The sequence below is a fragment of the Streptomyces sp. NPDC087310 genome, assembly GCF_044744405.1.
GTDB lineage: Bacteria > Actinomycetota > Actinomycetes > Streptomycetales > Streptomycetaceae > Streptomyces.
Genome location: NZ_JBIUYF010000001.1, coordinates 520,967 through 546,527, shown reverse-complemented (window position 1 = coordinate 546,527; position 25,561 = coordinate 520,967). Strand labels below are relative to the sequence as shown.

15 protein-coding genes are annotated in these 25,561 nt (G+C 73.4%); 10 read left to right on the top strand and 5 right to left on the bottom strand.

Annotated elements, in window-relative coordinates; all coding sequences use genetic code 11:
• The first annotated feature begins 282 nt into the window (after positions 1–282).
• From ACIO3P_RS02000 to ACIO3P_RS01975, 6 genes are all read left to right on the top strand, one after another.
• A complete protein-coding gene (locus ACIO3P_RS02000; protein ID WP_329825991.1) occupies positions 283–1,050 on the top strand; it encodes a metallophosphoesterase in 768 nt (255 codons plus the stop codon).
• Positions 1,051–1,123: 73 nt separating this feature from the next.
• Positions 1,124–1,570: an SRPBCC family protein gene (locus tag ACIO3P_RS01995; protein ID WP_329825992.1), complete on the top strand. Its 447-nt coding sequence runs from the start codon at positions 1,124–1,126 to the stop codon at positions 1,568–1,570.
• Between the two features lie 6 nt (positions 1,571–1,576).
• A complete protein-coding gene (locus ACIO3P_RS01990) occupies positions 1,577–2,800 on the top strand; it encodes an ArsA family ATPase (protein WP_401850408.1) in 1,224 nt (407 codons plus the stop codon).
• Between the two features lie 89 nt (positions 2,801–2,889).
• Positions 2,890–3,435 carry a DUF5304 domain-containing protein gene (locus ACIO3P_RS01985; protein WP_329825994.1) on the top strand — a complete coding sequence of 182 codons (546 nt, stop codon included), beginning with the start codon at positions 2,890–2,892 and terminating at the stop codon, positions 3,433–3,435.
• A gap of 66 nt (positions 3,436–3,501) precedes the next feature.
• A complete protein-coding gene (locus tag ACIO3P_RS01980) occupies positions 3,502–4,443 on the top strand; it encodes an ROK family glucokinase (RefSeq protein WP_329825995.1) in 942 nt (313 codons plus the stop codon).
• 122 nt (positions 4,444–4,565) lie between these two features.
• Positions 4,566–5,327 (top strand): endonuclease/exonuclease/phosphatase family protein, encoded by a 762-nt coding sequence (locus ACIO3P_RS01975; protein ID WP_401850406.1) that lies wholly within the window; start codon positions 4,566–4,568, stop codon positions 5,325–5,327.
• Between the two features lie 49 nt (positions 5,328–5,376).
• Here the strand turns inward: ACIO3P_RS01975 and ACIO3P_RS01970 are convergent, their stop codons facing one another.
• Together ACIO3P_RS01970 and ACIO3P_RS01965 are read right to left on the bottom strand one after the other, a co-directional pair.
• Complete coding sequence (locus ACIO3P_RS01970) at positions 5,377–6,186, bottom strand: hypothetical protein (protein WP_401850404.1); 810 nt, start codon at positions 6,184–6,186, stop codon at positions 5,377–5,379.
• Positions 6,179–6,958 carry an alpha/beta fold hydrolase gene (locus tag ACIO3P_RS01965; RefSeq protein WP_329825998.1) on the bottom strand — a complete coding sequence of 260 codons (780 nt, stop codon included), beginning with the start codon at positions 6,956–6,958 and terminating at the stop codon, positions 6,179–6,181. Before ACIO3P_RS01965 ends, ACIO3P_RS01970 begins: the two co-directional genes overlap by 8 nt.
• A gap of 200 nt (positions 6,959–7,158) precedes the next feature.
• Between ACIO3P_RS01965 and ACIO3P_RS01960 the strand changes: the two genes are divergently transcribed.
• From ACIO3P_RS01960 to ACIO3P_RS01945, 4 genes are all read left to right on the top strand, one after another.
• Positions 7,159–7,857 carry a lysophospholipid acyltransferase family protein gene (locus ACIO3P_RS01960; RefSeq protein WP_401850853.1) on the top strand — a complete coding sequence of 233 codons (699 nt, stop codon included), beginning with the start codon at positions 7,159–7,161 and terminating at the stop codon, positions 7,855–7,857.
• A gap of 60 nt (positions 7,858–7,917) precedes the next feature.
• The gene (gene macS / locus ACIO3P_RS01955; RefSeq protein ID WP_401850402.1) at positions 7,918–9,192 is read left to right on the top strand and encodes a MacS family sensor histidine kinase; all 1,275 of its coding nucleotides are present in this window, start codon (positions 7,918–7,920) and stop codon (positions 9,190–9,192) included.
• Positions 9,193–9,266: 74 nt separating this feature from the next.
• Entirely contained in the window at positions 9,267–9,911 is a 645-nt protein-coding gene (locus ACIO3P_RS01950; protein WP_401789661.1) for a response regulator, read from the top strand.
• Positions 9,912–10,035: 124 nt separating this feature from the next.
• On the top strand, positions 10,036–11,064 hold the full coding sequence (locus ACIO3P_RS01945) for a 6-phosphofructokinase (RefSeq protein ID WP_401850401.1): 1,029 nt from the start codon (positions 10,036–10,038) through the stop codon (positions 11,062–11,064).
• 219 nt (positions 11,065–11,283) lie between these two features.
• On the opposite strand, the gene ACIO3P_RS01940 is transcribed toward ACIO3P_RS01945, so the two are convergent.
• The 3 genes from ACIO3P_RS01940 to ACIO3P_RS01930 are packed head-to-tail and all read right to left on the bottom strand — an operon-like array spanning position 11,284 to position 25,359.
• Positions 11,284–12,051 (bottom strand): hypothetical protein, encoded by a 768-nt coding sequence (locus tag ACIO3P_RS01940; protein ID WP_329822634.1) that lies wholly within the window; start codon positions 12,049–12,051, stop codon positions 11,284–11,286.
• A gap of 4 nt (positions 12,052–12,055) precedes the next feature.
• The gene (locus ACIO3P_RS01935) at positions 12,056–13,987 is read right to left on the bottom strand and encodes a class I adenylate-forming enzyme family protein (RefSeq protein WP_401849884.1); all 1,932 of its coding nucleotides are present in this window, start codon (positions 13,985–13,987) and stop codon (positions 12,056–12,058) included.
• Positions 13,984–25,359: an amino acid adenylation domain-containing protein gene (locus tag ACIO3P_RS01930; protein ID WP_401849883.1), complete on the bottom strand. Its 11,376-nt coding sequence runs from the start codon at positions 25,357–25,359 to the stop codon at positions 13,984–13,986. The genes ACIO3P_RS01935 and ACIO3P_RS01930 overlap by 4 nt, the downstream gene beginning before the upstream one ends.
• Positions 25,360–25,561 lie beyond the last annotated feature (202 nt).

Sequence of the window (25,561 nt, the reverse complement as noted above, 5' to 3'; positions counted from 1 at the left end):
CGTTGTGCGTGCCGGCTGCGGTCCAAGATCGGGCAGGTGCTCGACGGGACGAGCACGACTGGACTGCCCGGACGTTACCCATCGGTACTTCCCACCGATAGGGGTTTCCGGCCAGATGTTCCTTGCGTCACATCGCCTTTGACGGTACTTCGCGCACAGTAGTCCACCCCTCTCGCACCGCGAAAGTAACCGCAGGTCCGGCACCGTCTACGCGGGGAACCTCCGCCCGCCGCAGGGGAACCCCCTACCTCCGTGGGGGACGGGCACCCTAGGGTGATCGGCATGCGGGTCAATGTGGTGAGTGACGTACACGGAAACGCGAGGGACCTCGCGCGGGCGGGGGACGGTGCCGACGCGCTCGTCGTGCTCGGCGATCTCGTGCTCTTCCTGGATTACGCGGACCACTCGCGCGGGATCTTCCCCGACCTCTTCGGCGTCGCGAACGCCGACCGGCTCGTGGAGCTGCGCACCGCCCGGCGCTTCGACGAGGCCAGGGAGTTCGGCCGCGCGCTGTGGGCCGCGCTCGATCTCGACCAGGAGACCGCGATCCAGCAGGGCGTACGGCGTCAGTACGCCGAACTGTTCGCCGTCCTCCCCGATCCGACGTACGCCACCTACGGCAACGTGGATATCCCCTCCCTCTGGCCCGAGTACGTACGGCCGGGCACCACCGTGCTCGACGGCGACCGGGTCGAACTCGGCGGCCGGGTCTTCGGCTTCGTCGGCGGCGGGCTGCGCACCCCCATGCGCACGCCGTACGAGATCTCCGACGAGGAGTACGCCGCCAAGGTCGAGGCGCTCGGCGAGGTCGACGTCCTCTGCTCGCACATCCCGCCGGAGGTGCCCGAGCTGACGTACGACACCGTCGCCCGCCGCTTCGAGCGCGGCAGCCGCGCCCTGCTGGAGGCCATCCGTCGGACGCGGCCCCGGTACGCGCTCTTCGGCCATGTCCACCAGCCGCTGGCACGCAGGATGCGTGTAGGGGCCACGGAGTGCGTGAATGTCGGGCACTTCGCCTCGACCGGACGGCCGTGGACCATGGAATGGTGACCGTCGCACTCGCGATAGCCTGCACACCACAGACCCAGAAGCCGGAACAGCACCGGCACCGGAGGACACGGCGATGGCGGAACACACCAGTTCGAGCATCACGATCGAGGCGGCACCGGCCGACGTCATGGGCGTGATCGCCGACTTCGCCCGCTACCCGGACTGGACCGGCGAGGTGAAGCAGGCCGAGGTGCTCGCCACCGACGACCGGGGCCGCGCCCAGCAGGTCAGGCTGGTGCTGGACGCCGGTGCCATCAAGGACGACCACACCCTCGCCTACACCTGGACCGGCGACAACGAGGTGAGCTGGACCCTCGTCAAGTCCCAGATGCTGCGCGCCCTCGACGGCTCCTACCTGCTCAGGTCCGTCGCCGGCGGCCACACCGAGGTCACCTACCGGCTGACCGTCGACGTCAAGATCCCGATGCTCGGCATGATCAAGCGCAAGGCGGAGAAGGTCATCATCGACCGCGCCCTCGACGGCCTGAAGAAGCGCGTCGAATCCGGCTCGGGGGCCTGACCCCGGATGCGTACGGTCCTCGTCACCGGTCCCGGCGGCGCGGGCCGTACCACCATCGCCGCCGCCACCGCGCTGGCCACCGCCCGCCGCGGCGGACGCGTCCTGCTGCTCTCCGCCGACCCCCTCGACGACCTCCTCGGCCTGGCCCCCGGCACGGTGGGTACGGACCCGGCCCCGGTCGGCCTGGACCCGCTCCCGGTGGGTACGGACCCGGCCCCGGTGGGCTCCGGCGGACTGTGGGCCGCCCGTGTCGACCCCGGCGCACACTTCCGTACGGAAACCCTCGCCTTCCAGGAGCGCGTCGCCGCCGGACTCGACCTGCTCGGCGCCCGCCCCCTGGCCGGCGAGGAGCTCACCACGCTCCCGGGCAGCGAGCAGTCCGCCCTGCTCCAGGCGCTGCGCCGGGCCGCCGCCGGTGACTGGGACACCCTCGTCGTCGACCTCCCGCCGCTGCGCGAGGCCCTCGCCCTGCTCGCCCTGCCCGAACAGCTCCGCCGCTATCTGCGCCGGCTGCTGCCCCAGGAACGCCAGGCCGCCCGCGCGCTGCGCCCGATGATGGCCCAGCTCGCCGGGATACCCATGCCCGCGCAGTGGCTGTACGAGACCGCCGCCCGCTGGGACACCGAACTGGCCGCCGTACAGCGGCTGATCGAGGACCCGGCGACGACCGTACGGCTGGTCGCCGAGCCGGGACCCGCCGCGGCACGGGCGCTGCACACCGCGCGGACCGCGCTCGCCCTGTACGGGCTGCGCGCCGACGCCCCCGTACCCAACCGCCTGCTGCCGCACGACACGGCCGACCCCTGGCTCGCGACGCTCGTCGCCCAGCAGCGGAAGTACCTCGCCGAGTGGCCGGCGGACCGGCGGCCGGTCGGGCATCTCGGCCGCGATCCGCAGGGGCTCGACGATCTCGCGCTGCTGGCCGCCGCGGGTACGGAGACGGTGGGAGAAGCGGGGGGAGAGGCGGCCGGGATCTCCTGGCCCGTCGAGGACCGGCTCGCGGAGGAGAACCTGCTGGTCTGGTGCATCCCCCTGCCCGGCGCCGTCAAGAGCGAACTGAACCTGGTCCGCAAGGACGACGAACTCCTGCTGACCGTCGGCCCGTTCCGGAGAATCGTTCCGCTGCCCTCCGCGCTGCGCCGCTGCACCGTCACCGGCGCGGCCCTCGCGGACGGGGTGCTCCGGGTGAGATTCGCCCCCGACCCCACTCTGTGGCCGCGCGGACACTGAACGGCGTACCTCCGTTCGGGTACCGTCGAAGGTACGAACCCTTCCGCTGCCCATGGCGGAAGGCTCTGTCCCTGACGCAGGAGTACGCCATGAGCGACGCCACCGAGCGCCCCGCCGCCGACTCGGACGCCTGGGCCACGGCATGCGCGGAAGACCTGGAAGCGGAGAAGGCGCGCCGCCGGGCCGCCTACGGGCCCCCGCCCGGCTCCGCCGCCGACGAACTGCGCAAGCTGTTCGACGCCGTCGCCGACAAGGTCTCCACGTTCCAGAGCCCGCTGCTCGGCATGGCCGCGCAGGGCGCCGTCCAGCAGTTCGTCCAGCAGGCCAAGCAGGCCGTCGAGCCGGTCATCGAGCGCAACCCCGGGGTCTTCGACCACCTCGCGGCGGCGGGCGGCGAACTGCTCGCCGCGTACCGCTCCGCCGTCGAGGGCCAGGAGGCCCGCTGGACCCAGGGTCCCTCGGCCCCGTCGTCTCCCTCGTCCGCCTCGTCCGCCTCGTCCTCCGGGGGTCCGGACGCCGCGCGGCCGGACACCGAACAGCCCGGCCCCGTACGGCCGGACACGAAGAAGTCCGAGGACCCCACCGATCCCCGCGACGAGAAGCCCGGTCCTGACGGCCGCATCGACCTGGACTGACCGGTCGGGCACCCGCCCTCGGGTACCGTTGCCCGTAGCGGGGCTCGACCGAAAACTGAGGGACACATGGGACTCACCATCGGCGTCGACATCGGCGGCACGAAGATCGCGGCCGGCGTGGTCGACGAAGAGGGCACCATCCTGGAGACGCACAAGGTGCCCACTCCGCAGACGGCCGAAGGCATTGTCGACGCGATCTGCGCGGCCGTCTCCGGCGCGGGCGAGGGGCAGCAGATCGAGGCCGTCGGGATCGGCGCCGCCGGTTACGTCGACGACAAGCGCGCCACCGTCCTCTTCGCGCCGAACATCAACTGGCGCCACGAACCGCTCAAGGACAAGGTCGAGCAGCGGGTCGGGCTCCCGGTCGTCGTGGAGAACGACGCCAACGCGGCTGCCTGGGGCGAGTACCGCTTCGGCGCCGGACAGGGCCACGACGACGTCATCTGCATCACGCTCGGCACCGGCCTCGGCGGCGGCATCATCATCGGCAACAAGCTGCGCCGCGGACGCTTCGGTGTGGCGGCCGAGTTCGGGCACATCAGGGTCGTCCCGGACGGTCTGCTGTGCGGCTGCGGCAGCCAGGGCTGCTGGGAGCAGTACGCCTCGGGGCGCGCCCTCGTCCGGTACGCCAGGCAGCGCGCCAACGCGACGCCCGAGAACGCGGAGACCCTGCTCGGTCTCGGCGACGGCACCATCGAGGGCATCGAGGGCCGGCACATCAGCGCGGCGGCCCGGGCCGGCGACCCGGTGGCCGTCGACTCCTTCCGCGAGCTGGCCCGGTGGGCGGGCGCCGGCCTGGCCGACCTGGCCTCGCTGTTCGACCCGTCCGCGTTCATCGTCGGCGGCGGCGTCTCGGACGAGGGCGAACTCGTCCTCGACCCGATCCGCAAGTCGTTCCGGCGCTGGCTCATCGGCGGCGAGTGGCGCCCGCACGCACAGGTCCTCGCGGCCCAACTGGGCGGCGAGGCCGGGCTGGTGGGCGCCGCGGACCTGGCCCGCCAGGGCTGACCGCACCCTTCCGGGCCTCCCCGGCCGGACAGGGAATCGCTCGGCATACGCGCCCGTCGCACCCCGCGGGAAGGGGCGCGGCGGGCGCGGTGCCGTGCGGAGCCTCCCGTATCCTCTGCGCCATGGCGACGCCCCCGCCCCCGCTCCCCGACTCCCGTACCGAGCCGGACGGTTCGGCCGTGATCAGGGTGCTCAGCTACAACATCCGCTCGATGCGTGACGACCGCGTGGCACTGGCCCGGGTGATCACCGCGTGCGCGCCCGATCTGGTCCTCGTCCAGGAAGCGCCCCGCTTCTACCGCTGGCGCAAACAGGCCGCCTGGCTGGCCGCGCACACCGGGCTCGTGGTGCTCGGCGGCGGCGCCCCCGCGACCGGGCCGCTGCTCCTGTGCTCGCTGCGCGTCGCGGTCGAACGCGCCGAGGACGTCCTGCTGCCGCACACCCCCGGTCTGCACCGGCGCGGCTTCGCGACGGCGGTGGTACGGATCGGGCGCGCCCGCCTCGCGGTGCTGAGCTGCCACCTCAGCCTCCAGGCCGCCGAGCGGTACGCGCAGGCGGGCATGGTGCTCGACCGGCTCGCGGCGATGGACGTACCGCACGCGGTCGTGGCGGGCGACCTCAACGAACGGCCCACCGGCCGCGGTTTCCGGCTGCTCGCCGGGAAGCTGCAGGACGGCTGGGCGGTCAGCCCGTGGGGCGACGAGTACACCTCCACACCGGACCGCCCGCACCAGCGCATCGACGCCGTCCTCGCCACCGAGGGCGTCGACATCCTCGGCTGCGGGGTGCCGCGCGGGCTGCCCGGCGTCACCGAGGCCGATCTGCGGGCGGCCACGGACCACCTTCCGGTGCTTGCAGCCCTGCGCGTACCGGCGGCGCCGTGAGCAGCGCGCTCCGGCGGTTGTACGACCGCGTAGCTGTACGACCGCGTAATTATACGACCGCGCCGCGGCCCGGGTCGTCGCTCTCGTCGTCGTCCGGATCCATCCGCGCCACCAGCGTCGCGAACCCGCCCAGGAAGCCGCCGATGCAGAGCGTGGTCAGCCACCACGTCATGTCCCAGCTCAGCAGGACCGCGATCAGCATCAGCACCGGCCCGCCGATCACCGCGAGCCAGGCGAACCTGGCCGTCACGTCGGACTCGGGCAGCGGGGGCGGCTCCGGCGGGACGAAGTGGCCCTCCCCGTCCTCGGTGTCGCCGTCCTCGGGCTCCGCGAGCCGGTAGTCGCGCGGGCCGCCGGCGCTGGGGACGGCGATGCCCGGCCCGCCGACGCCGGGCGCGAAGGTGATCGAGCCACCCAGGGCGGGCTTCCCGGCCTCCGGGCTGCTGTCCTCGCCCGTGCCGCCCGTGCCGCCCGCGTCGGCCTTGCCGTCTTCGTCGTTCTTCGCCTCGTCCCCGGCCGAGTCCGCCGACGAACCCGCCGGTGAATCCGCTGCCGGGGTCGGGGCAGGGGCCGGAACCGCCGGCATCGGGGGCTTCAGCAGCCCCGGAGGCTCCGGCGCCTTCTTCCCCGCGTCACGTCCGTCAGGTCCGTCGAGTCCGCCGTCGAGCCCGTCCAGAGCGTCCGCCCCGGGTCTCGTACCGTTCCGCTCGCCCTCCAGCAGCGCCAGGTCCTCGACCGACTTGAACGGCTTGGCGCCCGGCGGGTCCGCCGGCTCCTCCCCGTACCCGGCGACGATCGCCGCCCAGGCCGCCTCCTCGTCGATCGGCTGCGGTTCGCGGTTCGCGTCATGCTCAGCCACCGGTGGTGCTCCCCTTCTTCCCGACAGTCGGAGCGAGCCGGCCGATGAACGCGTGACTCTCCTCGAAAATCCGCTCCGCGTCATGGTCCAACGTCGCGACGTGGTAGCTCTGTTCCAGCAGGACCTCACGAACATCCGTCGAGGAGACCCGGCCGAGGATCCTGGCCGAGTCGGCCGGGGGCACCACATGGTCCACCGTGCTGTGCAGCAGCAACAGCGGCTGGTTGACCTGCGGCAGCTCCCCGTCCACCAGCCGGAAGAAGTTCCGCAGCGAGTGCGCGCAGTGCAGCGGCACCCGGTCGTAACCGACCTCCGCGTTGCCCTGCTTGGCGATGTCGCTCGTCAGCCCCTTGGTCGTCGGGACGAGATGGCGGAGGACCGGCAGCGCGTACGCCGCCGCCCCGTGCACCTTGATCCCCGGATTGACCACGACGATCCCGCTGACCGCCCGCCCGTGCTTCGCGGCCAGCCGCAGCGCCAGCGCCCCGCCCATCGACAGCCCCAGCACGAAGACCCGCTCGCACCGCTCCAGCAGCTCCCGCAGCGCCCGGTCCACCTCCGCGTACCAGTCCTGCCACCCCGTGAGCCGCATGTCCTCCCAGCGCGTGCCGTGCCCCGGCAGCAGCGGCAGGGACACGGTCAGCCCCCGCCCGGCCAGATACTCGGCCCAGGGACGGAGCGACTGGGGGGAACCGGTGAATCCGTGACAGAGGAGGACGCCGACCTCGCCGCCCTCATGGCGGTACGGCTCGGCTCCAGGAAGGACCGGCACCAAAGGTCTCCTGTTCGTGAGGCTCGGGAAGGTGTACTTCACCGTACGCGACCGGACCGACACCGACCAGGTCCTTCCGTCCCTTCCGCGGACCTCCCGGCACGCCCCGCGAGCGGCCCCGAGGAGGAAGGGGGCGGGCACCCCACGGGTTAAGGTCTGTCCACAGCACACAGGAGGAATTCGAGTTGATCTACGGCGCAATGAAGTTCTCCATCGGAGGGTCCCTGAAGCTCGCCTTCAGGCCCTGGGTGGAGGGACTTGAGAACATCCCCGCCGAGGGGCCGGCGATCCTCGCGAGCAACCATCTGTCGTTCTCGGACTCGTTCTTCCTCCCGGCGGTGCTCGACCGCAAGGTCACCTTCATCGCGAAGTCGGAGTACTTCACCTCACCCGGGGTGAAGGGCAAGCTCACCGCCGCCTTCTTCAAGGGCGTCGGACAGCTCCCCGTGGACCGCTCCGGCGCGCGCGGCGCGGGCGAGGCGGCGATCCAGAGCGGCATCAAGGTCCTGGAGAACGGCGAACTCTTCGGCATCTACCCCGAGGGCACCCGCTCGCCCGACGGCCGCCTCTACCGGGGCAAGCCCGGCGGTCTCGCGCGCGTGACGCTCGCGACGGGGGCGCCCGTCATCCCCGTGGCCATGATCGACACCGAGAAGATCCAGCCGCCCGGCAAGGTCGTCCCCAAGCTGATGCGCCCGGGGATCAGGATCGGCAAGCCGCTGGACTTCACGCGCTACCAGGGCATGGAGGGCGACCGCTTCATCCTGCGGTCGGTCACCGACGAGGTGATGTACGAGATCATGAAGCTGTCCGGCCAGGAGTACGTGGACGTCTACGCCACGGCGGCCAAGCGGCAGATCGCGGAGGCGGCGAAGGCCGCGTCGCCCGCCGACAGTTAGGACGCACGGCGGGCCGCAGGGGGAAGGCCAGGAGGAAGGCCAGGGGGGAAGGCAGAGGGTATGGCCAAGCGCGAGCGTGTGGTGCGGATGTCGGTCGAGCAGCCGCTGTGGAGCGCGCTGAGGGGCTACCGCGTACTGACGATGGGCTACGCGGTGCTGCTCTTCGTCTTCGAACGCGGCCGCTTCGAACGGCCGTGGGTCGCCGCGGCCTTCCTCGCCGTCCTGGCCGTCTGGACGCTCGCCACGCTCCCCAAGGTCGCCAACGCGGTGAGCTGCACCAAGCGCTTCCTGGGCGTCGATCTCACCATCGGCCTCACCGGCATCCTGCTCACCCCCTTCGCCGACGTCCAGGCCCGCTCCGTCGACGGGCTCACCCTGCCGTCGATATGGGTCGCCGGATCGGTCCTCGCCTTCGCCGTCAAGGGCGGCTGGCGGTGGGCCGCCTTCGCCTCGACCTTCGTCGCCGCGGCCAACCTCATCGAGCGCGGCCACCCCACCCTGGACACCGTCCACAACGTGCTGCTCGTGTGGGTCGCCTCCATCGCCATCGGTTACGTCGTGGAGGTCGCCCGCGCCTCCGAACGCACCCTCGCCCGCGCCCTGGAGATCGAGGCCGCCACCCGGGAACGGGAGCGGCTGGCCCGCGACATCCACGACAGCGTGCTCCAGGTGCTCGCCATGGTGCAGCGGCGCGGTACGGCGCTGGGCGGCGAGGCGGCCGAGCTGGGCAGGATGGCGGGGGAGCAGGAGATCGCCCTGCGGACGCTGGTCTCCAGCGGGCTGGTGCCCGCCTCGCGGACCTCGGAGGACACCGCGCGGGGCGCGGTCGTCCGTACGGTCGACGACGCCGACCCCGACGCCGACTCCGACGACGCGGCCGACTCCGCCGACCCGGCCACCGGGGGACCGGAGGAGGGCGGCGGGGCCGGGCCGTGCGACCTGCGGACGCTGCTCGCGCCGTACGCGGGCTCCCGGGTCACCTTCTCCGAACCGGGCGCCCCCGTCGTACTGGAGCCCGCCGCCGCCCGGGAGCTGGCGGCGGCTGTCGGTGCCGCCCTGGACAATGTGAACCGACACGCGGGCGCGGACGCCCGCGCCTGGATCCTGGTCGAGGACTGGGGGCAGGAAGTGATCGTGACCGTACGGGACGACGGCCCCGGCATCCCCGAGGGCCGGCTCGCGCAGGCGGAGGGGGAGGGGCGGCTCGGTGTCGCCCTCTCGATCCGCGGCCGGCTGCGGGACCTGGGCGGCACGGCCGAGCTGGTGTCGGTGCCGGGACAGGGCACGGAAGTCGAGTTGAAGGTTCCACGGGGACGGGGAAAGACGGAGCGATGAGCGAGCAGACCACGGCGGCCACCACCGGGCCCGGGACGGACGGCGGCAACGGCGGGAGCGGGCCGATCCGGGTGATGGTGGTCGACGACCACCCGATGTGGCGCGACGCGGTCGCCCGCGACCTGGAAGCGGCGGGCTTCGACGTCGTCGCCACCGCCGGGGACGGCCCCCAGGCGGTGCGCCGCGCCCGCGCCACCACCCCCCGGGTACTGGTCCTGGACCTCAACCTGCCCGGTATGCCCGGCGTCCAGGTCTGCAAGGAGCTGGTCGGATCCCTGGCCGGGCTGCGCGTCCTGGTGCTCTCCGCCAGCGGTGAGCACGCCGACGTACTGGAGGCGGTCAAGTCGGGGGCCACCGGCTATCTGCTCAAGTCGGCCAGTACGGAGGAGCTGACCGACGCCGTACGCCGCACCGCCGAGGGCGACCCGGTCTTCACCCCGGGCCTGGCGGGCCTGGTGCTCGGGGAGTACCGCCGCCTCGCCTCGGAGCCCGCGCCGGCCGCCTCCGACGAGCCGAGGGCGCCCGAACTGACCGACCGCGAGACCGAGGTGCTGCGGCTGGTCGCCAAGGGCCTCTCGTACAAGCAGATCGCCGAACGGCTGGTCATCTCGCACCGCACCGTGCAGAACCACGTCCAGAACACCCTCGGCAAGCTCCAACTCCACAACCGTGTCGAGCTGGTGCGTTACGCGATCGAGCGCGGCCTCGACGACATCTGATCCCGGCCGGCCCCTCCGGCCCGCCCGCGAAACAGTGCCGTCCGCCCTCTGGTGGAACGGGACCGCCCCTGTGCACCATGCCGGAGTGACCTGAATCACCCCTCCTGGCGAAGGGACGTGTTTCATGCGGGTCGGAGTACTGACGGGCGGCGGCGACTGCCCCGGGCTCAACGCGGTCATCCGCGCCCTCGTACGCAAGGGCGTCCAGGAGTACGGCTACGGCTTCACCGGCTTCCGGGACGGCTGGCGCGGCGCGCTGGACGGCGACACCGTACGGCTCGACATCCCCACCGTGCGCGGCATCCTGCCGCGCGGGGGCACCATCCTCGGCTCCTCGCGCACCAACCCGTTCAAGGAGGAGGACGGCGTCCGCCGGATCAGGGAGACCCTGACCGCCACGGACGTCGACGCGCTGGTCGTGATCGGCGGCGAGGACACCCTCGGGGTGGCGTCGCGGCTCTCCGACGAGTACGCGGTCCCCTGCGTCGGCGTCCCGAAGACCATCGACAACGACCTGTCGGCGACGGACTACACGTTCGGCTTCGACACCGCCGTCGGGATCGCCACCGAGGCCATCGACCGGCTGCACACCACCGCCGAATCCCATATGCGGGTCCTGGTCTGCGAGGTGATGGGGCGGCACGCCGGCTGGATCGCCCTGCACTCCGGGCTGGCCGGCGGCGCGAACGTCATCCTCATCCCCGAGCAGCGCTTCGACGTCGACCAGGTCTGTGCCTGGGTGACCTCCCGCTTCAAAGCGTCGTACGCGCCGATCGTCGTCGTCGCGGAGGGTGCGATGCCCAAGGACGGCGATCTGGTCCTCAAGGACGGCTCGCTGGACTCGTACGGGCACGTCCGGCTGTCCGGCGTCGGCGAGTGGCTGGCCAAGGAGATCGAACGGCGCACCGGCAAGGAGGCCCGCACCACCGTGCTCGGCCATGTCCAGCGCGGCGGCACCCCGAGCGCCTTCGACCGCTGGCTGGCCACCCGCTTCGGCCTGCACGCGATCGACGCGGTGCGTGACGGCGACTACGGGAAGATGGTCGCCCTGCGCGGTACGGACATCGTGCGCGTCCCGATGACGGAGGCGACGGCCCGGCTCAAGACGGTCCGGCCCGAGCTGTACGCGGAAGCGGGCGTCTTCTTCGGGTAGCGCCCGCCGCGCCCGGCGCGGGTGCCGCGTGGTGCTGCCCTGCCGGGGGGCCGGGGGGGGGGGGCCCCCCCCCCCCCGCCCGGCGCCGGCCCCCCCCCCCCCCCCCCCCGCCCCCCCCCCCCCCCCCCCCCCCCCCCCCCCCCCCCCCCCCCCCCCCCCCCCCGGGGGGGGGGGGGGCCGCCCCCCCCCCCCCCCCCCCCCCGCGGCGGCCGGCCGCGGTCAGCCGCGCGTGGTGTCGTCCGGCGCGCTGACGTCGGCGCAGGTGGAGGCCGGGCTCTTGTCCTTGGCGAGGAAGATGGTCTGCGCCATCATCCGGTATCCCGACATGCCCTCGCGCAGGGTCTCGATGGACTCCTCCGGGTGTACGGAATCGATCACCGCGTTCGGGCCCACCGCGTTGAACTGGTGCGACACCCCACGGGGTATCTGCATGTCCACCCAGGAGTTCGGCGGCACGATCACGTTGTGCCGGAGCCGGTCCACCCCGGTGGGCGTACCGGGCAGCGCGTCGGTGAACGTGCTCAGCGCACCGGACCAGCCCGCCGCGGGCCGCACGGTGATCGGGGACAGGCTCGACACCCGGATCGTGGTGCCGGGGCCGGTCATCATCCGGACGAACCGCAGCCCGGTGTGCAGGTGCATGCGCGAGCAGATGTCGCGTTCGGCGGTGTCGTAGAAGTCCATCAGATAGCGGTCGGCGAAGAAGCCCTCGAAGGGGGGCTCCAGCATGAAGACATCGCCTTCCTCGAACTCCTGCGCCTGCTTGAGCGCGCCGTCCGGGGTCGGGCTCGCCTCCTCCCCGCGGTGCGCCGCCCGTACCAGACCGGCGAGGGCGTCGACCACGGCCAGGGCGACGTCCGGCGGCAGTGTCACCACCGGGGTCAGCCGGTTCCGGCCGGGATCCTGGTGGTGGCGGACGTCGAGGATCTCGTCCTCGACGTCCGGGGACTGCTTCATCCGGCCGGTCGTTTCCGTACCCAGGGTCATCCAGTTACTCCCGTGTGCTTGTTCGTTCGGAATCCGGCGTTGGTCCGGAGTCCGGCTGCCGTGCCCACACCACGCCGCCCGCGTCGTACCGCCCGGCGCGGAGTACCGAGCAGCCCGCCGTAGGGAATCCTCGCTCCCGCAGCAGAGTCAACCGCGTCCAGCGATCCGTCCCGCCGCCTTCGGTGGAACCGTCCAGGAAAGCCAGGAGCGGACCCAGCGGCCAGACGGGTCCGTCGGCCGCGGGCCCGTGCGGAAGCACGAGCAGCGCGCCGCCGCCGAAGTGTGCTTCGGTGCCGAACGGTACCGGCGGCCCCTCGTACCCGTGGCGGGCCGCCACCTCAGCGGCGAGTTCTCCGTGCACCGCCAGGGGCCACTCGGTGAGCAGCGTCCTGTGCCAGCGGGCCTTGGCCCGGGACAGCTCCGCGTCGTCCTCGTCGTGCCAGTGCTCCCGCAGGAAGGCGAAGGCGTCGAGGACGGCGTCGTCGCCCCCTCGCGGGTGGTCACCGGAGCGCGGGTGGTCACCGGCCCGCTGCGCGGCCAGCGCGCGCAGGCCGGGGTCCTCGGCGCCCGAGCGCAGCAGATGGCGGGCGGTGGCCGCGGCATGGCGCAGCAGCCGTTCGTACCGTGCGGGGGCCAGTCGGCGTGCGGCCAGGGTCCGGCCCATCGCGGTGCGCCGGGGCTTGCCGGTGGAGGTCGAGAGGAACCCGCCGAACTGGAACGCCGCCGGGCGCAGCGGCGCCCGCTCGTACAGTTCGCGTACGGCGGAGACCGGCTGCCGCGTGGCGATCAGCCCGACGTCCTGGCCGAGCGCGGGTTCGTCCACCGCGACCGCAGCGAACCGGCCGGACAGGCCCGCCCGGCGCCAGCCCTGTTCGAGGTCGAGCGGGTAGTGCTTCTCGCCGCCCCGGTTGATGCGCTCACCGGTGCGGCCCCGCAGCACCAGCAGTCCGTCGCGGAGTTCGCCCAGATCGCCGGTGCGCAGCCAGCCGTCCTCGGTGACGGTGGCGGCGGTCGTACGGCTGTCCTGCCAGTAGCCGCTCATCAGGTCCGGGGTCCTGATCCACACCTCGCCGGACTCCAGCCGCAGTTCGGTGTCCGGCAGCGGCGCCCCGACCGGGGGTACGTGCTCCAGGTACTGGTCGCGGAACTCGGCGTCGTCGAGCCGGGGCATGGTGAAGCTGAAGTTGACCGCCTCGGTCAGGCCGTAGCCCTGCCGCAGGCGCGGGCCGTACCTGCGGTGGAAGCGGCGGGCGAGGTCGCTGGTCAGCGGGGCGGCGGCGGTGATCAGGTACTCCAGCCCTTCCGGCCAGTCGGGACCGGCCTCCAGCAGGTCCGTCAGCAGGGCGGGCACGATGGACGCGGTCCTCGCCCCGTCGGCGTCCAGTGCGGCGAAGTAGCCGGCCGGGTCGAAGGCGGCCCGGAGGGTCAGCGGCGTGCCGGTGAGGTGTGTGCCGAGCAGGGACATGACCAGCGCGTTGCAGTGGTACAGCGGGAGGCAGGTCCCGTGCGGGCGGCCCGGTGTCAGCCCGTGCAGCGCCGCGGTCCTGGCCGCGTTGCCCCGTACCGCCCGCCGGCTGAGCATGACCCCTTTCGGCGGACCGGTGGAGCCCGAGGTGAACATGATGAACGCGAGGTCGTCCGTCGGCCCGTGGCGGTCGGGCAGGCCGGTGCGGTGCAGCCCGCGGACGTCCACCAGGGCCGTCGCGGAGACGCGTTCGGCGATGTCCGCGACCGCCCGGTCGGTGGCGCGCGGGGGGAGCGGGACCGCGACGAGCCCCCGGTCGAAACAGGCGAGCAGGGTGTCCGCCAGCGCGCGGCCGTTGGGCAGCCGTACCACCATCCGTGCGCCCGTGGGCAGTTCGGCGAGCGCGCGGACAGGGCCTCGCGGGCCGGGCGGTCGTTCCGGGTCGTGCCCGAGGGCGCCGGTGCCGGTCAACGCGGCCTCCTCAGCAGCTCGCGGAGGTGGACTCCGACATCGTCCACGTGCCGCGACTGCATCACCTGGTGGTGGAGCGCCGCGACATGACGGACCGTCAGGTCGCCGCCGGTGTGGGGCCGCCACCGTTCGTGGTGCGGTACGCGGCGTCGTGTTCCGGCGCCCGCCCCCGCTTCGACGTACGTGGTGTCCCCCGGGTAGCGCGGTGGCCGGTAGGCCCGCGTGAGCCTGTCGTTGTGGCGCGACACCGCGATGACCCGGCTGATGTCGTCCGTGGTGAACCGGGCGAACACGCTGCCCTCCCGGTGCAGCAGCGCCGAGACGGTGCCGAAGTCGAGCTCCGCGGAGGCGAAGCGCTCGTCGTCGAGCCCCGCGGCCGTCAGCAGCACCCGGAAGACCCGCTGGTCGTCGACGGGCTGTTCCGGTCCGGCTCCGGTGCCCGCGACGGGGTCCACCAGGAACAGGGATCCGGCCGGTTCGCCGAGTTCGCGCAGGCGCACCGCCATCGCGTGCGCCACGAGCCCCCCGAAGGACCAGCCGACCAGGTGGTACGGGCCGCCGGGGCGGACCGAACGCAGCAGGTCCACGTAGCGCTCGGCCATCGCCTCGACGGTGCCGGGCAGATCCGTCACCCCACCGGGCCCCTCGGCCTGGATGCCGTACACGGGATGGTCCCGGTCGATGTGCCGCAACAGCCCCGAGTACAGCCAACTGATCCCGCTGAGCGGATGGACGCAGAACACCGGCGTCCCCGGGCCGCCCGTCCGGAACGGCACGAGGTGCGCGGGTGCGTCCGTGGCCGGTGCCCGGTCCAGCAGCAGGCTCAGCGCTGCGGGGGTGGCCGCCTCGAAGACGTTCCGGATCGCCGGTTCCAGGCCGAGCACGGTCCGTATCCGATCGGTCAGCCGAGCCGCCAGGAGCGAGTGCCCGCCCAGCTCGAAGAAGCTGTCGCCGGGGCCGACCCGGCGCAGATCCAGCACCTCGGCGAAGAGTTCGCACATCAGATGCTCACGGAGGCTCGAAGGCGGCGCCGCATCGCCGGCGGACGCCCAGTCGGGTTCGGGCAGTTGGTCGCGCAGCAGCTTTCCGTTGGCGCTGAGCGGGATCTCGTCCAGGGCGAGCAGGCGGGCGGGCACCATGTGGTCCGGGAGGTGCCGGGCCAGATGCGCGCCCACCGAGCGCAGGTCGACGCCGGCGGGGACGACGTAACCGACCAGACGGCGGTCGTCGGCCTTCCGGTCGTGCACGGCCACCGCGGCCGCCTCGACGCCCTCGTGACGGGCCAGCACGGCCTCGATCTCACCCGGCTCGACACGATGGCCCCGGATCTTCACCTGGTCGTCGGTCCTGCCGTGGAAGCACAGCACTCCGTCGGGGGTCCACGACGCGAGATCGCCGGTACGGTACATCCGCCGGCCCGCCGGACCGAAGGGATCCGGGACGAAGCGGGTCGCCGTCAGCCCCGGCCGGTGCAGGTAGCCGGTGGCCACGCCCGCGCCGGCCACGTACAGCTCGCCGGTCACGCCCGGTGGCACCGGCCGCAGCCGGGCGTCGAGCACGTAGCACCGGGTGTTCCACAGGGGACGTCCGAGGGGCACCGCGGCGGTCGTCACGCGGCCGACCGGGTGGGTGGTGGACCAGACCGTGGTCTCGGTCGGGCCGTAACAGGCCAGCAGGGACGCCGTGAGCCCGGTCAGTGTCTCCGCCATCTCCGGCGGTACGGGTTCGCCACCGATGACCGCGCGGATGTGGCGCAGCCGGTCGGGCCGCCGGGCCGCCAGGGCCTGCCACAGCGACGGGGTCGCCTGCATCACGGTGACCTGGTGCCGGTCGAGCAGGGCGGACAGCTCGTCGGGGTCCCGCAGCGCGCCCTGCTCGGCGAGCACCATCGTGGCACCGGTGACCAGCGGGAGATACAGCTCCGGCTTGGACATGTCGAAGCTCGCGGGCGCGGCGGCCAGGACGCGGTCCTCGGCGCCGACCCCCAGCCGCTCCCGGAGGGCGAGCACCAGGTTCGTCAGCGCGCCGTGGGGCACGACCACTCCCTTCGGCCGCCCGGTGGATCCCGACGTGTACGTCACGTACGCCGTGGTCCCCGGCACGGACGCCGGGTCCACGGACCCGGCGCTGACGTCGAGTCCGTCGCCGTCCCGCACCACCAGCAGGGGGCGGGCGTCCGCCAGCAGCTCCGCGATCCGCCGGGGCGGCAGCGCGGGGTCGACCGGCAGATAGGCGGCGCCGACCGACTGGACGGCGAGGAGGGCGGCGGGCAGGTCGGGGCCGCGCCCGAGCTCCAGCGCGATCAGGCTGCCGGGGCCGGCCCCGCGGGCGCTGAGCTCCGCCGCGATACGGGCCGCCCGTTCGGACAGCTCGCGGTAGGTGAGCACGGTCTCCCCGTGCCGTACGGCCGGTGCGTCGGGAACGCGGAGCACCTGGGCCGCGAACAGCTCGGCCACGGTGGTCCCTGGCACGTCGTGGGCGGTGGCGTTCCAGCGGCCGGTCATCCGTTCGCGTTCACCGGCGACGAGAACCGGGAGGTCGGCTATCAGGCGGTGCGGCTCCGCCACCACCGCCCTCAGGAGCTGCTCCAGCCGTGCGAGCAGCAGCCGGGCGGAGACCGGGGTGAACAGTTCGGTGTCGTACTCCAGCAGGCCCTCGACCCCGGCTTCCGCGCCGTGGTCCGTGTGGCGCCGGCGCAGGCTCCACAGCAGGTCCATGCGCGACGCGCCGCCGTGCGCGGCGAGCGGCTCGACCCGCAGCCCCGGCAGGTCGAACTCCACGGGCGGCGTGTCCTGGAAGGCCAGCATCACCTGGAAGACGGGATGACCGGACAGCGAGCGCGGCGGGTTCACCGCCTCGACCACCTGCTCGAAGGGCACCTCCTGGTGGGCGAACGCGTCGAGGTCGGTGGTGCGGACCCGCTCCAGCACCTCGGCGAAGGTCGGTGTGCCGCTGAGGTCGGTGCGCAGCACCACCGTGTTGACGAAGCAGCCGACCGTGTCGTGCAGTTCCGCGTCGTGCCGCCCGGCCACCGGGGTGCCGATGGGGATGTCCTCACCGGCGCCGAGCCGGCTCAGCAGCACCGCGATCGCGGCGTGCGTCACCATGAACAGACTGGTGCCGGTGGACCGCGCGAGCCGGGCCAGCCCCGCGTGCAGGCCGGCGTCCAGCGCGAATTCGACGGTCTCCCCACGGTGCGCGGACACCGGCGGCCTCGCGTGGTCGAACGGCAGCGGCAGCGCCTCCGGGGCCCCGCGCAGCGTCTCCGTCCAGTACGCGATGCCGGGACGGAGGTCGAGGCCGCGCTGCCGGAGGGTGTAGTCCGCGTACGGCAGGGGACGGCTCGTCCACCGAGGGGCCTCGCCCGCCACGCGGGCCCGGTAGGCGGTGGACAGGTCGCGGGCCAGCGGAGCCAGCGACCAGCCGTCGGCGGCGATGTGGTGCAGCAGGATCAGCAGGACGTACCGCTCGGGCGCGGTCTCGAAGAGCACGGCACGGAGGGGGAGTTCGGCGGCGAGGTCGAAGACGTGGGTCGCCGCGTCGGCGAGCAGGCCGGGCAGCTCGGCCTCCGAGGTGGTCACCGTCGCGAACGGCGGCTCAGCGGCCGTACCGATGTGCTGGTAGGGCTCGCCGTCGATCTCGGTGACGGTGGTACGCAGGCTCTCGTGCCGGTCCAGTACGTCGCCGAGGGCCGCGCGCAGGTGGTCCGTCAGGTGTTCCGTCGTCACGGGGCCGCTCAGCCGGACCGCGAAGGACATGTTGTAGACCGCGTTGGGGCCGGCGAACCGGCTGAAGAACCACAGCCGGCGCTGCGCGGGGGAGAGCGGGATCCGCTCCGGCCGCGTGGTCGCGACGAGCCGGGAGCGTGGCGCGCCCGCGGGCTCCGGCAGACGCCGCGCCAGCTCGGCGACGACGGGGGCGTCGAACAGGGTACGGATGCTCAGCTCGCGGCCGGTCTCCGCCCGCACCCGGTTGATCAGACGGGTGGCCAGCAGGGAGTGCCCGCCCAGATCGAAGAAACTGTCCTCCGCGCCGACCTCGGGTACCCCCAGGATCTCGGCGAACAGCCCGCACAGGAGCCGTTCCCGCTCGGTCGCCGGCGGCCGGCTCACCGGCAGCGCGGACTCCGGACGCGGCAGGGCTCCGCGGTCCAGCTTGCCGTTGCCGGTCAGCGGGATCCCGTCGACCGGCAGGACGAACGCGGGCACCATGTGCGCGGGCAGAACCGTACGGGCGTACGCGCGCAGCTCGGCCGGGGCCGGATCCCCGCAGGTCACGGCGTAGCAGAGCAGTCTGCCGCCGTCGGAGTCCGGGTCGGCGAGCACCACGGCGCGCTCCACGGCGGGGTGCCGTTCGAGGACCCGCTCGATCTCCCCGGGCTCGATCCGGTAACCGCGGATCTTCACCTGCTGGTCCGTCCGGCCCAGATACTCCAGCGCGCCGTCGGCCCGCCGCCGCGCGAGGTCACCCGAGCGGTACATCCGGGCGCCGGGCGCGCCGAAGGGATCGGCGACGAAACGGCTCGCGGTGAGCCCGGGACGGCCCAGATACCCCCGCGTCACCCCGGGACCGGCCACGTAGATCTCGCCGGGACAGCCCGGCGGGACCGGCCGCAGCGCGTGGTCCAGCAGGTGCAGGCGCAGATCGGGCAGGGCGGTGCCGACGAGGCCGGCGCTCTCGTCGGGATCGGTGAGTTCGGCGCAGGTCGCGTGCACGGTCGTCTCGGTGATCCCGTACATGTTGACGAGCCTCGGCCGGCCGGGGCCGTGCCAGGAACGGATACGGGAGAGCTCCAGCGCCTCCCCGGCGAACACGACGACCCGCAGTGCCGGCAGCCCGTCCGGCTCCGCCTCGGCCTCGGCCCGCATGAGTTGGTAGAAGGCCGAGGGGGTCTGGCTCAGCGCGGTCACCCGCTCCCGGGCGAGCAGCGCCAGGAGGTCCCGCGGCGACCTGGCGACGTCGTCAGGGACGACCACGAGGCGGCCCCCGCGCCCCAGCGCCGTCCACAGCTCCCACACCGAGACGTCGAAGGCGTAGGAGTGGAACAGCGTGTGCACGTCGTCGTCACCGAAACCGAACCGGCCGTCGGTCACCGCGAGCAGCCGCCCGACGTTGTGGTGCGACACCACGACACCCTTGGGGGTCCCGGTGGACCCCGAGGTGTGGATCACGTAGGCGACGCTGTCGGGGTCCACGGCCACCCCGAGGTCGTCCGCCGGAAGGCCGGCGGCCGGGTCGGTGCCGTCGAGCACGAGTTGCTGACGGTCCCCGGCGACCGGTGCCTGCGTCACGACGAGTACGGGATCGGCGGCGGCCAGCACCTGTCGTACGCGCTCCTCGGGGTGGGCCGGGTCCAGGGGCAGATAGCCGGCCCCCGACTTCAGCACGGCCAGCACCGCGACCACGAGGTCCGTGGAACGCCCCAGGACCAGGGCCACCAGGCGTTCAGGACCGGCCCCGCGCGCGACGAGGAGCCGCGCGAGGCGGTTCGCCCGCGCGTTGAGCTCCTGGTACGACAGGGTGGTGTCCCCGCAGGTGAGGGCCGGGGCCGTCGGCCGCCGCCGCACCTGCGCCTCGAACAGCGCGGGCAGCGCCACCGGGTCGGGTGCCGCCGCGGGGTCCTTCGGGGTGTCCCGCTCGGCGGGCAGCAGCAGGTCGAGCCGGCCCAGGGGCGCCCGCGGATCCGCGCCGATCCGGTCGAGCAGTGCGGTCAGACGGTCGAGGAGGCGGCGGGCTCCCTCCTCGTCGAACAGGGCGGTGCTGTGGTCGAGGCGCAGCCGCAGCCGGTCGCCCGGCATGGCGATGAGCGTCAGCGGGTAGTGCGTGCCGTCCCGCCCCTGGACGTCCCGGAGTTCCAGGCCGGGCACGAGGGCGCGCAGCCCGTCCTCGTCCACGGGATAGTTCTCGAAGACCACGACGGTGTCGAAGAGTTCGGCGTGCCCGGCGATCGACTGGAGCCGCGTCAGGTCGGCGTGCTGGTGGTCCAGCATGGCGAGGTGCTGGGCGCGCAGGCCGGCGAGGGTCTCGGCGACCGACCGGCGCGGGTCGAGGCGGACCCGTACGGGGATCGTGTTGATCAGCAGGCCGACGATGTGCTCCGCACCGGGCAGCTCGGCGGGCCTGCCGGAAACCGTCGCGCCGAACACCACGTCGTCCCGGCCGGTCAGCGCGCCGAGCAGGACCGCCCACGCCAGTTGCACGACGACGTTGGCGGTCAGTCCGTACTGCCGCGCCACGGCGTCGACCCGCGCACTCGTGGCGCCGTCCAGCTCGGCCGTCAGCCCCCGCCGGGCCGCGGCCGAACCACGCCGTCCCGCCCCGGCGACGAGCGTCGGACCGTCCACCGACGACAGCAGCGCGCGCCAGGCGGCCTCGTCCGCGCGGGAGTCCCGCGTGGACAGCCAGTCGAGGAAGTCGCGGTACGGCGTGGCGGGTGGCAGCGCGTGGCCGGCGTAGAGCGAGAACAACTCCCTGACCAGGATCGGCATGGACCAGCCGTCCAGCAGAAGGTGGTGCGTGGTCAGCACGAAGGTGTGCCGCTCGCCGCCACGGTGCAGCAGCGCCGCGCGCACCAGGGGAGGGCGGGCGAGGTCGAAGCGCCGCCCCCGGTCGGAGTCGAGGAAGCGATCGAGGTCCTCGTGCGCGGGCAACTCCTGCCACTCCACGGTGAAATCCGGTTCGACCACCTGTACGGGACGTCCCGACGGGCTCTGCCGGACGCCCGCGGAGAGCTGGGGATGGCGCTGGAGCAGCCGGTGGAGCGCGTCCCGCAGCGCGGCGGGGTCCAGCGCTCCGCCGAGTTCGAAGACGAACTGCACGAGGTATGGGTCGGCGCCGTCGTGGTCGTAGAGCGAATGGAACAGCAGGCCCTGCGCCAGCGGGGGCAGCGGCAGCGCCCCGGTCGCCCGGGCGCGGCCCCGGTGCGCCAGCGCCGCCAGCACGTCGAACCACCGTTGCCCGAGGTCGGCGATCCGCGCCTCGGCGAGCAGTTCACCGGGCCAGGACCAGTGCGCCACCAGCCGGGGGCCGTCCGCGTGATCGGTGATGACCGTGTCGAGCGCCACGGTGTGGCTCATCGCGAGCCCGCCACCGGTGGGCGGGCCGAGCAGGGTGGCATCGGCCCGCACGGCGGCATCGGTCCGCACCGCCCAGTCGCCGTCGCCCGCGTCGAAGCGGCCCAGATAGTTGAAGGCGAACTGCGGCGAAGGCCGGGCGGCCAGCACCGGACCGCTCTGCGGGTTGAGATGGCGCAGCAGGCCGTACGCCAGCCCCTTGCGCGCGGCGTCCCGCGCGCAGGACCGCACCGTGGCCACCGCGCCGTCCAGCGCGGTCGGATCCGCGCGGGCGTCCGCCCAGGAGCAGCCCGGATCGAGCACCACGGGGAACAGGGTGGTGAACCAGCCCACCGTGCGGGACAGGTCCACGTCGGCGGCGAACTCCTCGCGCCCGTGGCCTTCGAGGTCCACCAGCAGCGCGTCAGGTCCGTCCCGCCAGTCGGCGCAGGCCAGCGCGAACGCGGTCAGGAGGAGTTCGTTCACCGAGCAGTCGAAGGCCGCGGTCGCGTCGGTGACCAAGGCGGCGGTGAGCGCGCCGGGCAGGGAGGCGGAATGCCGGCGCCGGGTGTCCTCGGTGTCCACCGCGCCGTCCAGGGCGCGTTCGGCGACGGGGGGATCCTCGGGGGCCGTGCGCCACCGGGCGAATTCGTCGAGTACGGACGCATGGTGCGCGTGGTGCGTCAGGGCCCTCGCCCACTGGGGGAAGGACGTTCCGGTCGGTTGCAGCCGGGGCGTGTCCCCGTTCCGTACGGCGTCCCAGGCGACGCGGAGATCATCCTGGAGGATGCGCCAGGAGACACCGTCGACGCTGAGATGGTGCACCGTGAGGGTCAGCTCACCCCGTTCCCCGGGCCCGGGATCCGACCACCTCGCGTGCACCATCTGCCCGTGCTCGGGGGAGAGCACCGCGCCCGGCCGGTTCCACCCGACGGCGGCGTCCGGCAGAACGTCGAGCGACCACAGTGTGTTCACCGTGGTCAGGGAGAGCCGCAGCATGTCGTGGTGATCGACCAGCGCCCGCACCACAGCGCGCACCTGTGCCTCGGTCATGTCCGCCGGTGTACGTACGGTCAGGGACTGGACGAAGCCGTCGATCGGGCCGCCGCGTTCCCGCAGCCAGTGCATGATGGGCGTCAGCGGGACCGTGGGATCGTCCGCGTCGCCCGGACGGGCCCGGAACCCCGCTGCCTTCCCCGCGCCGACACCGGCGACATCGGCGCCGACATCGACACCGGCGGCGAGGCCGGCGACGGTGGGTGTGCGGAACACGTCCGGGGTGCTGATGGCCAGACCGGCCCGCCGCGCCGCCCCGGCGAGCTGGATCGCCTTGATGCTGTCACCGCCGAGCCGGAAGAAGTCCTGGTCGAGCGGGACCTCCGCCAGGCCGAGGACAGCACCGAACAGCTCGGCCAGTTGGTGTTCCGCGGGGGTGCGCGGCGCCCGTACCGGGTCGGCGCCCCCGGTGTCCGGAGCGGGCAGCGCGGCCCGGTCGAGCTTGCCGTTGCGGGTCAGCGGCAGCCGGTCCACCGCCACCACGGCCGACGGCACCATGTACGGGGGCAGCCGCCGCGCCACCTCGCCGAGCAGCGACGCCGGGTCGCCCGAAGCGGCCACGTAGGAGACCAACTGCCGTACCCCCGGCCGGTCCTCGCGCAGGACGGTCGCGGCCTGCCGTACGCCCGGCCCGGCCAGCAGGGCGGCATCGATCTCCCCCAACTCGATCCGGTGGCCGCGCAGTTTGATCTGTCCGTCGGCCCGCCCGGCGAACTCCAGCCGCCCGTCGTGGTTCCAGCGGGCGAGGTCGCCCGTACGGTAGACGCGCGCGCCGGGCGGGCCGGAGGGGTCGGCCACGAAGCGCTCGGCGGTCGCGACCGCCCGGCCGAGGTAGCCGCGCGCGACGCCCACGCCCCCGAGGTACAGCTCACCCACCACACCGGGTGGCACCGGCCGCAGCGCGTCGTCGAGTATCAGCACCCGCTTGCCGTCCAGCGGCGCGCCGATCGGGACCGGGCCGGTGTCCCCGGGAACCTCCCCGACGGCGTACCTGGTCGCGAACACCGTGGTCTCGGTGGGTCCGTACCCGTTGACGACGGTGAGTTCCGGCAGCGCGGACCGTACGGCGCGTACCGCGGCCGGGGACACCACATCACCACCGGTCCAGACCTGGCGTACCCCGGCGAGGCACGCGGGGTCCTCCGCGGCGATCGCCTGGAACAGGCCCGCGGTCAGCCACAGCCCGGTGATGCCGGTGGTGGCCGTGATCCGGGACAGCTCGGCCGGGTCCAGCCGTCCCGGCGCGGCGACGACCACCTCACCGCCGGTCAGCAACGGAACCCACAGCTCCAGGTTGAACGCGTCGAAGGCGTGCGGCGAGTGCAGCAGCACCCGGTCCGTGCCGCCCTCGGACCACCACCGGTCCGCGGCGAGCCCGGCCAGATTGCCCTGGGTGATCGCCACCCCCTTGGGCCGTCCCGTGGAGCCGGAGGTGAACATCACGCACGCCAGCGCTTCCGGCGTGAGGCGCGGCTCCGGGGCCCCGGTTCCCCTCGCCCGTACGTCCAGCCGCCGCACGCCCCGGCCATGGGCCGACGCGACGATGCGGTCCTTCCCGGTCCTCCGGTCGGTGAGCAGTACCCGCGCGCCCGCGTCGGACAGCGCCGCTTCCTGCCGGGAGAGCGCGTCGTCCCGCTGCAACGGGACATAGGCCGCGCCCGTCCTCACCACCGCGAGCGCCGCGACGACCAGATCCACCGACCGTTCGAGCAGCAGGGCGACCGTCCGCTCGGGGCCCGCGCCGGCCGCGGCGAGTTCGGCGGCCAGCGCCGCGCTCCGCGCGTCCAGTTCGCGGTAGGTGAGCCGCTCACCGGTCTCGACCGAGCGCACCGCGAACGCGTCGGGCGTGCGGCGCGCCTGCTCGGCGAACCCGCCGGCGGCCGTGCCGGTGGACGCGGCCGACGTACGGCGACCGGTGCCCAGAGCGGTGCCGCGCAGGCGCTCCGGCGCGGTGGTCGCCGGGATCCGCGCCAGCGGCGTGTCCCCGTCGGCCCGCGCCGTCTGCCACAGCAGGTGCAGGAAGCGGTCGGCGATGTCGTGCAGCAACTCCTCGCCGTGGTTGGCGGGGTTGGCGTCGAAGTCGAGGCGCAGCACGCCGTCGCCGCGGTCGTAGGCGACGATCGAGAGATCCTCCGACGGCGGGGCCTGGAGGTTGTGGACGGTCGCGGTCGCCGGGCCGAACTGCAGCGGCCGGTCGAAGCGCTGGATGTTGAGCACCGGACCGAAGAACTTCCGGCCGTCCTCGGGATATCCCAGGTCACGCCGGAGACGCTCACCCCGGTAGCGCTGGTGACGGCGGATCAGCCGCAGTTCGCCGGCCACCTGGTCCAGCAGGGCCCCGACGGTGGCCGCCGGGTCGACGCGCAGCCGCAGGGGGACGACGTTGGCCGACATCGCGGGTACGGTCCTGGCGAGTTCGGGCGGGCGGCCCGCGACCGGCAGGCTCAGCACGATGTCACGGCTCCCGGTCACCGCGTGCAGGTGGAGCGCGGTCGCCGCGGTGAGCAGCCGGGTCCAGCGGTGCCCGAGTCGCCGCGCGCCGTCCCGCAGTTCGGCGAACTCCGCCGCCGGCAGCACCCTGGTCAGCCGCAGTGAGCCGGCCGCGGCCGGCGCCGGACGGCTGCCGAGGCTCAGGACGTCAGGGCGTCCGGCCAGCCGCTCCAGCCACCACTGCCGGTCCGCGGTGCGCTCGGCGCCGTCCCGGTAGGCGGCCTCGGCCCGCACCAGGGGGAGGAGCCCGGTCCAGCCGCTTGCCGGGACAGCGCGCCCCGCGTGCAGACATCCGTAGATCTCGGCGACGCGTTCGGCGAACAGGGCCATGCCCGCGCCGTCGAGAGCGAGGTGGTGGACCCGGTGGAACACCAGCGTGCGCCGGTCGGTGACGCGGAGCACGGCTCCCAGGAACAACGGCCCGGCGTCGCTGTCCCCTGCCTCGGCCATGGAGGCCCGCATCCACTCCTGTGCGGCGGCGTCCGGGTCGGACGCTCCCCGCAGGTCGACCACGTCGACGGTGTGCTCCGGGTCCGGGAGAATCCATTGCACCGGCAAATGGCCTGTTGTCTCGGTGACATGGATGTGGAGCGCCTCGCAGTCGGCCGCCGCCCCGGTGACCGCGGCGGCCACGAGGCGGGCGTCGACCGGGCCGTCCAGGGCGAGATACTCCGCCCACTGGTAGGCGCCGGGACGGCCGAGCCCGGCACGCTCCGCGAGCCAGACCCCGAGCTGGGCATCGGAAAGTTGCAGTTCAGGGCGGTTTTCGGGCATGGGTGTGAGCATCCCCATCGGTCTTGCCGGCACTGCGCCGGCGACTGCCGTCGGATGTGGTCGACTTGATCAAGAAGCGGACCGCCCCATCGAAACACGAAAGGCAATGAAAGAGTAAAGAGTCGACAATATGTTCCATCTCACGTTTGCCTGGGGCCCGGTGAACTTGCTGGTGGGAAGGCGAAAATGCTCGGGTGGCCTG

Coding starts and splice junctions, on each gene's coding strand:
- ACIO3P_RS01985 (WP_329825994.1), top strand. CDS start 2,890: ATGAGCGACGCCACCGAGCGCCCCGCCGCCGACTCGGACGCCTGGGCC.
- ACIO3P_RS01940 (WP_329822634.1), bottom strand. CDS start 12,051: ATGACCCTGGGTACGGAAACGACCGGCCGGATGAAGCAGTCCCCGGAC.
- ACIO3P_RS01930 (WP_401849883.1), bottom strand. CDS start 25,359: ATGCCCGAAAACCGCCCTGAACTGCAACTTTCCGATGCCCAGCTCGGG.
- ACIO3P_RS01980 (WP_329825995.1), top strand. CDS start 3,502: ATGGGACTCACCATCGGCGTCGACATCGGCGGCACGAAGATCGCGGCC.
- ACIO3P_RS01950 (WP_401789661.1), top strand. CDS start 9,267: ATGGTGGTCGACGACCACCCGATGTGGCGCGACGCGGTCGCCCGCGAC.
- ACIO3P_RS01945 (WP_401850401.1), top strand. CDS start 10,036: ATGCGGGTCGGAGTACTGACGGGCGGCGGCGACTGCCCCGGGCTCAAC.
- ACIO3P_RS02000 (WP_329825991.1), top strand. CDS start 283: ATGCGGGTCAATGTGGTGAGTGACGTACACGGAAACGCGAGGGACCTC.
- macS (WP_401850402.1), top strand. CDS start 7,918: ATGGCCAAGCGCGAGCGTGTGGTGCGGATGTCGGTCGAGCAGCCGCTG.
- ACIO3P_RS01995 (WP_329825992.1), top strand. CDS start 1,124: ATGGCGGAACACACCAGTTCGAGCATCACGATCGAGGCGGCACCGGCC.
- ACIO3P_RS01975 (WP_401850406.1), top strand. CDS start 4,566: ATGGCGACGCCCCCGCCCCCGCTCCCCGACTCCCGTACCGAGCCGGAC.
- ACIO3P_RS01990 (WP_401850408.1), top strand. CDS start 1,577: ATGCGTACGGTCCTCGTCACCGGTCCCGGCGGCGCGGGCCGTACCACC.
- ACIO3P_RS01960 (WP_401850853.1), top strand. CDS start 7,159: ATGAAGTTCTCCATCGGAGGGTCCCTGAAGCTCGCCTTCAGGCCCTGG.